The sequence below is a fragment of the Frankia sp. AgB1.9 genome, from assembly GCF_016786355.1.
In the GTDB taxonomy this organism is placed as follows: Bacteria; Actinomycetota; Actinomycetes; order Frankiales; family Frankiaceae; genus Pseudofrankia.
In genome coordinates, this window is sequence record NZ_JADWYX010000078.1 from 36,676 (window position 1) to 44,215 (window position 7,540).

A 7,540-nucleotide genomic window follows, 5' to 3' on the forward strand; every position below is an offset into this window, starting at 1 on the left:
CGGGATGAGCGGGACATAGGTTCGACTGAGCGGGACCCACGTCCTGCTCGCGAGATGCAGCGAACGCGAAGCGGAGTAGCGGTGACTGATTCGACGATCATCTATACGTTCACCGACGAGGCGCCGGCCCTGGCCACGTACTCGTTCCTGCCGGTGATCCAGGCGTACGCCGCGGCTGCGGGCGTACCCGTCGACAGCCGCGACATCTCGCTCGCCGGCCGCATCATCTCGACGTTCTCTGAGTACCTGGAGGAGTCGCAGCGGATCGGCGACGCGCTCGCCGAGCTCGGCGAGCTGGCCCTGCGGCCCGAGGCGAACATCATCAAGCTGCCGAACATCTCGGCCTCGATTCCGCAGCTGAAGGCCGCGGTCGCCGAGCTGCAGGCCAAGGGCTACGCGCTGCCGGACTACCCGGACGAGCCGAAGACCGACGAGGAGCGCGCGGTCCGCGCCAGGTACGACTCGGTCAAGGGCAGCGCGGTGAACCCGGTGCTGCGCGAGGGTAACTCCGACCGGCGCGCCCCCGCGTCGGTGAAGAACTACGCCCGCAAGCACCCGCACAAGATGGGTGCCTGGAGCGCGGACTCGAAGACGAACGTCGCGACGATGGCCCAGAACGACTTCGCCAGCACCGAGAAGTCGGCGGTCATCGGCGCAGACGGCGCGCTGCGCATCGAGCTGGCCGCGGCGAACGGCACGACCACCGTGCTCAAGGGCTCGGTCAAGGTCCTCGCCAGTGAGGTCGTCGACGCGTCCGTGCTGCGGGTCGGCCCGCTGCGCGAGTTCCTCACCGCCCAGATCGCCCGGGCCAAGGCCGAGGACGTGCTGTTCTCGGTGCACCTGAAGGCGACCATGATGAAGGTCTCCGACCCGATCATCTTCGGCCACGTGGTGCGCGCGTTCTTCCCGTCGACGTTCGCCGCCTACGGCGACACGATCGCCGCCGCCGGCCTCACCCCGAACGACGGCCTGGGCGCGATCCTCGCGGGCCTGGCCGCGCTGCCCGAGGGCGACGCGATCAAGGCGTCCTTCGAGGCGGAGATCGCCGCCGGCCCGGCGCTGGCGATGGTCGACTCCGACCGTGGCATCACCAACCTGCACGTGCCGAGCGACGTCATCGTCGACGCCTCGATGCCGGCGATGATCCGTACCTCGGGCCACATGTGGGGCCCGGACGGCAGCGAGGCCGACACCCTCGCCGTGCTGCCGGACAGCAGCTACGCGGGCGTCTACCAGGTCGTCCTCGACGACTGCCGGGCGCACGGCGCCTACGACCCGGCAACGATGGGTTCCGTGCCCAACGTCGGCCTGATGGCGCAGAAGGCCGAGGAGTACGGCTCCCACGACAAGACCTTCGAGATCGCGGCGGACGGCGTCGTGCGGGTCGTCGACGGTGCCGGCACGGTGGTTCTCGAGCAGCCGGTCGCGGCGGGCGACATCTTCCGGATGTGCCAGACCAAGGACGCCCCGATCCGCGACTGGGTGAAGCTCGCCGTCACCCGCGCCCGGGCGACCGGCGACCCGGCGGTGTTCTGGCTCGACGAGAACCGCGCCCACGACGCCCAGCTGATCGCCAAGGTGAAGGCCTACCTGCCCGAGTACGACACGACGGGCCTGACCATCGAGATCCTCTCGCCGGTCGCGGCGACGGCCTACTCGCTGGAGCGGATCCGCAAGGGCCAGAACACCATCTCGGTCACCGGCAACGTGCTGCGCGACTACCTGACCGACCTGTTCCCGATCCTGGAGCTGGGCACCAGCGCCAAGATGCTCTCGGTCGTGCCGCTGATGGCCGGTGGTGGCCTGTTCGAGACCGGTGCCGGTGGCTCGGCGCCGAAGCACGTCCAGCAGTTGGTCAAGGAGAACTACCTGCGGTGGGACAGCCTCGGCGAGTTCCTGGCGCTGGCCGTCAGCTTCGAGCAGTTCGCCCAGGTCACCGGCAACGCCAGCGCGAAGATCCTCGGTGAGACGCTCGACCGGGCGACCGGCACGTTCCTCAACGAGAACAGGTCGCCGGCCCGGCGCGTCGGCGGGATCGACAACCGCGGCAGCCACTTCTACCTGGCCCTCTACTGGGCCCAGGAGCTCGCCGCGCAGACCGCCGACGAGCAGCTGGCCGCCGCGTTCGCCGAGCTGGCCAAGTCGCTCGCCGACCAGGAGACGACGATCACCGGTGAGCTCCTGGCCGTGCAGGGCTCCCCGACCGACATCGGCGGGTACTACCAGCCCGACCCGGCCAAGGCGAGCGCCGTCATGCGCCCGTCCGCGACCTTCAACGAGGCGATCGCCGCGCTGAACGCGGTCTAGCTGCTGCTCCGGCCGTCCTCGCCCCGCGCTGGGGCGCGGGCGGCCGGCGTCGCCTCGTCGCGAGGAGCCGTCCTGGCTGACGGCGGCTCCGGCGCAGGCCGAGCGGCCGGGGCCGGTCCCGTCGCGGGGCCCGGCAGCGTCGCGGGGTGCCGGGTGTTCGTGGGGTCCCGTGGCGCGGCGGGGTGCCGCCGCAGTACGACGCCGCGGAACCGGTCGGCGAGCCAGTGCCGGTCGGGGGACGGCTCGCCCGCGTCGGCCGGCGCCGGCGGGCTGGCTGGCGACGCCTCGTCCGCGGCGCCGGCTGCTCCCGAAGCCGGGACTTCCCGCGCCGGGTCCGCCTCCGGTGCCGGTCCTTCTGGTGCCGGCTCGTCGGTCGTCGCGTCGGCCTCCGATGTCTGCTGGTCAGCGGTACCGGAGGGGAAGACGTCCGAGTTCCCTGGCGCGGTCACCGCCCAGGCCGCGGCGAACAGCGTCCAGCGCATCACGACGTTGATCCAGATCAGCAGGCCGACGAGCACCGCGAACGTGCCGTACATCGGGTTGTCGGTGGTCTTGCCCACCAGCCAGGTGCCGACCAGCTTGAACACCTCGATCCCGACCGCCCCAAGCAGGGCGGCCCGAGCGACCGCTCGTCGGCTCGTCTGCCGGGGCAGCCGCCAGAACAGGTACAGAAACACCATCAGGTCGGCGATCAGGGCTAGCAGCACACCCAGGCCCCTGGCCGACCAGGAGGCCAGGGAGCTGCCGGCCATTCCGGTCGCGCGCAGCAGCACCCCGTTCGCGGACGTCGCGAGGCTCGTCAGCGCCAGCGAGATCACCACGAGCAGCCCGAGCCCGGCGAGCACCCGGATGTCCCGCAGCCGTCGAGTGATCAGGTTGCCGGCGTCGGTGTCCTGGTGCCACATCAGGCGTATCGCGTCCCGCAGCGCCGACACGAACGCCAACCCGGCCAGCAACAGGCCCACGAGGCCGAGCACGCCGATTCCGACCTTGAGCGTGCCCAGGCTGCTGATGTTCAGCTTGTCGGCGAGCCCAGGCAGGTAGCCGTTGATCTGCCGGACGACGTCGTCCTTCAGATCCGGGTACGAGTCGACGACGAAGCCGGTCGCCGCGAACAGCAGCGCCACGAGCGGGAAGAACGACAGGAACACGTAGTAGGTCGTAGAGGCCGCGAGCCGGTCGCCGCCGTTTGCTCCATACCGCGCGTAGGCGCGGATCGTGTGGTCGAGCGGTGGAAGCGATCGACGGGTCGTCGAGACACCGCCGGAGACCCCTCGGCGGGCCGTGTCGAATGTGCCGCGGATGCCGTCCACGACAGGCGGGATACCCCCTGGCACGCCTGCGGAATCACCCCCGCCGCCCCGTCGGCGTTCAGTCCGCGACAGCCTGGGCGACCGCAGTGTGCTAGACGTCGAGGTGCTGGACGTCGAGGTGCTGGACATCGAGCGCGGCGGCCTCGGCCAGGACCGCGTCGGAGAACACCGGCCAGGCGTCGGCCGCCCACTGGTCGAAATCCCGGTCGGTGAGGGCGACGCAGGCCACCCCGGCGACCGGGTCCACCCACAGGAACGTCCCGGACCGGCCGAAGTGCCCGAACGTCGCCGGGGAGTTGGCCGACCCGGTCCAGTGCGGGGCCTTGGTGCCGCGCAGCTCGAAACCCAGTCCCCAGTCGTTCGGCCGCTGCATGCCGAAGCCGGGCAGCACCCCGTCCAGCCCGGGGAAGGCGACCTGCGTCGCCGTGGCGTACGTCTCGGGCGCCAGCAGCGTCGGGCGCAGCAGCTCGGCGGCGAACGTGGCCACGTCGGCGGCCGTCGCCTCGACGCCGTGCGCCGGCGACCCCACGAGTCGGCTGGCCGTCATGCCCAGCGGGGCGAAGACCGCCTCGGCCAGGTAGTCGGCGAACGCGATCCCGGTCGCGGTCTCCAGCGCCCGGCCGAGCTCCTCGACGCCGGTGTTTGAGTAGATCCGCCGCGTGCCGGGGCGGGCCAGGGTGCGCTGCCCGGAGAACGCCAGTCCCGAGGCGTGGGCCAGCAGGTGCGCGACGGTGGCGCCGGGCGGCCCGGCCGGGTCCGCGAGCCCGAACGCGCCCTCCTCGACGGCGAGCAGGGCGGCGTAGGCCGACATCGTCTTGGAGACGCTTGCCAGCCGGAACGTCGCCGCCTGGTCGCCGATCTCGCCGACCCTGCGTACGGAGCCGTCGGCGGCGCGGGCGAGCACCACCGCCGCGACGGTCGGAACGGGCCAGTCGGCCACCTGCTTGAGCGCCTCCACCCCCCGAACTCTACGAACACCCCCCACCCCAGCCCGTTGACGCCGGCCAGGTGTGATCACTCATACGCCAGGGCTACGGCTCCGTCCTCGGGACCGCCACGACGTAGGCCGAGTGGGCCGGGCCAGGGGGTCTGGTGGGCCGGCCCGGGAGTCTGGTGGGGAGGGTCCGGGGTCGGTTGATGGGGACCGGCGACATCCGCCCGGGGCGCCGGCTGCGAAACTGGGGCGATGCGCCTCCTGGAGTCGCCGGCGGTGCCGGTCACCGATCCGGCCGAGCTGCGTGGCCGGGTCGCCGACGTGCTCGTCGTCGGCGGCGGGCCGGCTGGTGCCGCCGCCGCCCTCGCGGTGTTGCGCCACCGGCCGGACGCGACCGTGGTGATCGCCGATCTGGCCACCTTCCCGCGGGACAAGACCTGCGGCGACGGCATCGCCCCGCACGGCCTCGACGTGCTGCGCGAGCTGGGTGTGCCGCACGCCGCCGCCGGATTCCGGCCGGTCGACCGGATGCGGCTGCGCACCCCTGGTGGCGCCGAGGTCGCCACGCCGTCGGCCCGAGCCACCCACGTCATCCCCCGGATGGTGTTCGACGCGCGCCTCCTCGCGGCAGCCCAGGCCCGCGGCGCCCAGGTCGTGCGTCACCGGGTCCGCGAGCTGGCGGTCACCGACGCCGACGGTGCCCCGGCGGTCGTCGTGGACGGCGGCGCGTTGGCCGCCCGGGTCGTCGTCGGCGCGGACGGCGCGAACTCCGCGGTGCGCCGGGCGCTGGGCATCGCGGTGAACCCGCCGGACTCGCTCGCGATCGCCGTGCGCGCCTACGCGGACGCGCCCAAGGCTGACGTCCCGCCCGAGCAGTACATCGAGATGACGGACGAGGGCTGGCCGGCCTACGCCTGGTCGTTCCCGATCGGCGACGGCCGGGCGAACATCGGCTTCGGGATGCTGCGCTCCCAGCTGAACGCCACGGCCGCGGCCCGCGGCGCCGCCGGCGCCGACGAGCGGTCCGGCCGCGCGGTGCTGCACGGCACGCTGGCGGCGATCCTGCCCGACCAGCCGGCCTACCCGGGGACCCTGCGGGCCCACCACCTGCCGATGTCCACCGCGCGGCCGCGCCAGCCGGACGGCCACGTGCTGCTCGCCGGTGACGCCGCCTCGTTGATCAACCCCCTGACCGGCGAGGGGATCTACTACGCGCTGCTGTCCGGCGCCCTCGCCGGCGACGCGGCGATGACCGCCGTCGCCGCCGGCCGGCCGGAGCGGGCCGGCGGTGCCTACCGGCGCGCGCTCGCCGGCGAGCTGGGCCGCCATCTGCGGCACACGACCCTGCTGGCCGGGCTCGCCGGCCGGCACCGCGCGCTGATGGACGCCGCCGTCCACGCGGCCAGCAGACGTACTGAGCTGTACGACACGCTGGTCGAGATCGGCCTCGGCCGGGGCACGATCCCGGCCGCCTCGCTGGCCCGGATCGTGGCCCGCCGAGCGCTGCGGCCGGGTCGCTGAGCGGCGGGCGCCCGGCCGCCGTCCGCCGCCACGGTGGCGCGGGCCGTGGCGGGCCGGCGTCGGTGCTGGTCAGGGTCGGTTTCGGGGCCGCGCCGATGGGTCGCGTCACGTGGCCTTCGTGCCACCCTCGGACGTAAGGGCCCGGAATGTGCGAACCTGATCGCTCGCAGTCGAGCACATGGTCCTAGCCTTTTGCCCGTGGCACCGCGCGCCCGAGCGACATCTCGCGGCACTGCCGCACCGCGCCTGCCACTGTCCTGAGAGGAGCCGATGAACGCGACGGGGACGAACGTCGGCGCGGTAGCGCCGGCGCCGGCGGCCATCGCCGCGCCTGGCGGATACGTCGCGTCGCTGGATGCGGCGCGCCCCGCCGACGCCGCGAGTGAGCACGCGTCGGTCGACCTGACGACGGTCGAGCAGGGACCCATCGAGGTCGAGACCCGCCGGATCCGGGCGGATGAGGCGCTGCTGCTGCGGTCACTGCGGCTGCTCGCGCTCACGGACGCGCCGCGCGCCTTCTCCGGCTGCGTCGGCGACGAGCTGACCGTTCCGGCCGGTGGCTGGGACCGGAGGGCGATCGACTGCGCCACTCGCCAGGACGACTACGTGGCGATCGTGAGCCGGTACGGCACCCCCTGCGGTCTGGCCAGGGCCTACGCGCCCGCGACGGAGGCCGACCGGCGCGAGCTGGCCGCGATGTGGATCGCGCCGTGGGCGCGCGGCATCGGTGCGGGCGACGCGCTCGTCGAGGCCGCGGTCGCCTGGTCCCGCGAGGTCGGCGCGCGGGAGGTCACCTTGTGGGTCAACCTGGACAACGCCGCCGCTCGGCGGCTCTACGAGCGCCATGGGTTCGCCGTTGACGGCGACCCTTCCGGCGATCCAGGCGACGAACGCCGCTGGCTGCGGATGACGCACGTTCTCGCGGGCGTCGAGCGAGCCAGTGGGGAGTGGGCCGGCGGCGTCGCGCTGGACGGCGACCGTGACGCCGGGGCCCGCGAACGCTGGTAACCCGGTTCGGCTGGCCTCGGGCGTGGACATCGCGCCGGCCGGCATCCGCTGCGGCGTCGGGCAAAGGACCAATATCACGGCAGCCCCAGGTGGGGCGTCGCGGAACCGGCCGTTATCCTTGACAAGAACCTATCGGATCCTCTAGCGAGGACGACCTTGAGGAGGTGGCCGCTGTGAGTCCTGGCGGGTGCTCTAGTTACGGCCACCTCCACCTGACGCTCGACGGAAGGTAACGCGGCGTAACTAGCCAGGAGCCGGTTCGCCGTGGGCGAGGTGGCTCGGCGGGATTGAGTTCCCTGGGCGCGTTCGCGCGCCCGCGCCGTGGGGGCCCCCCCGCCCGCGCCCCCCCCCCCCCCCCGGGGGGGGCCCGGGGGGGGGCCCCGACGGTCCTGCCGGGGCGAACCCGGCAGGCAGGAACGTCCAGGGCGAGCCCTGGAGCCAAGGTCACGCCCTAGTG

Annotated in this window: 5 protein-coding genes; 3 read left to right on the forward strand and 2 right to left on the reverse strand. The window is 73.3% G+C overall.

Annotated elements, in window-relative coordinates; translation table 11 throughout:
• Positions 1-81: 81 nt before the first annotated feature.
• On the forward strand, positions 82-2,307 hold the full coding sequence (locus I6A60_RS26960; RefSeq protein ID WP_203024037.1) for an NADP-dependent isocitrate dehydrogenase: 2,226 nt from the start codon (positions 82-84) through the stop codon (positions 2,305-2,307).
• Here I6A60_RS26960 and I6A60_RS26965 read toward each other — a convergent pair.
• Positions 2,304-3,620 carry a YihY/virulence factor BrkB family protein gene (locus tag I6A60_RS26965; RefSeq protein ID WP_203024039.1) on the reverse strand — a complete coding sequence of 439 codons (1,317 nt, stop codon included), beginning with the start codon at positions 3,618-3,620 and terminating at the stop codon, positions 2,304-2,306. The two genes, I6A60_RS26960 and I6A60_RS26965, sit on opposite strands and share 4 nt — an antisense overlap.
• Positions 3,621-3,711: 91 nt before the next feature.
• Positions 3,712-4,578 carry a serine hydrolase gene (locus I6A60_RS26970; protein ID WP_203024041.1) on the reverse strand — a complete coding sequence of 289 codons (867 nt, stop codon included), beginning with the start codon at positions 4,576-4,578 and terminating at the stop codon, positions 3,712-3,714.
• 228 nt (positions 4,579-4,806) lie between these two features.
• Here I6A60_RS26970 and I6A60_RS26975 point away from each other — a divergent pair, with 228 nt between their 5' ends.
• Together I6A60_RS26975 and I6A60_RS26980 are read left to right on the forward strand one after the other, a co-directional pair.
• Positions 4,807-6,075: an NAD(P)/FAD-dependent oxidoreductase gene (locus tag I6A60_RS26975; protein WP_203024043.1), complete on the forward strand. Its 1,269-nt coding sequence runs from the start codon at positions 4,807-4,809 to the stop codon at positions 6,073-6,075.
• 270 nt (positions 6,076-6,345) lie between these two features.
• Positions 6,346-7,083, forward strand: coding sequence for a GNAT family N-acetyltransferase (locus I6A60_RS26980; protein ID WP_203024044.1), 738 nt, complete (start codon positions 6,346-6,348; stop codon positions 7,081-7,083).
• Positions 7,084-7,540: the final 457 nt, after the last annotated feature.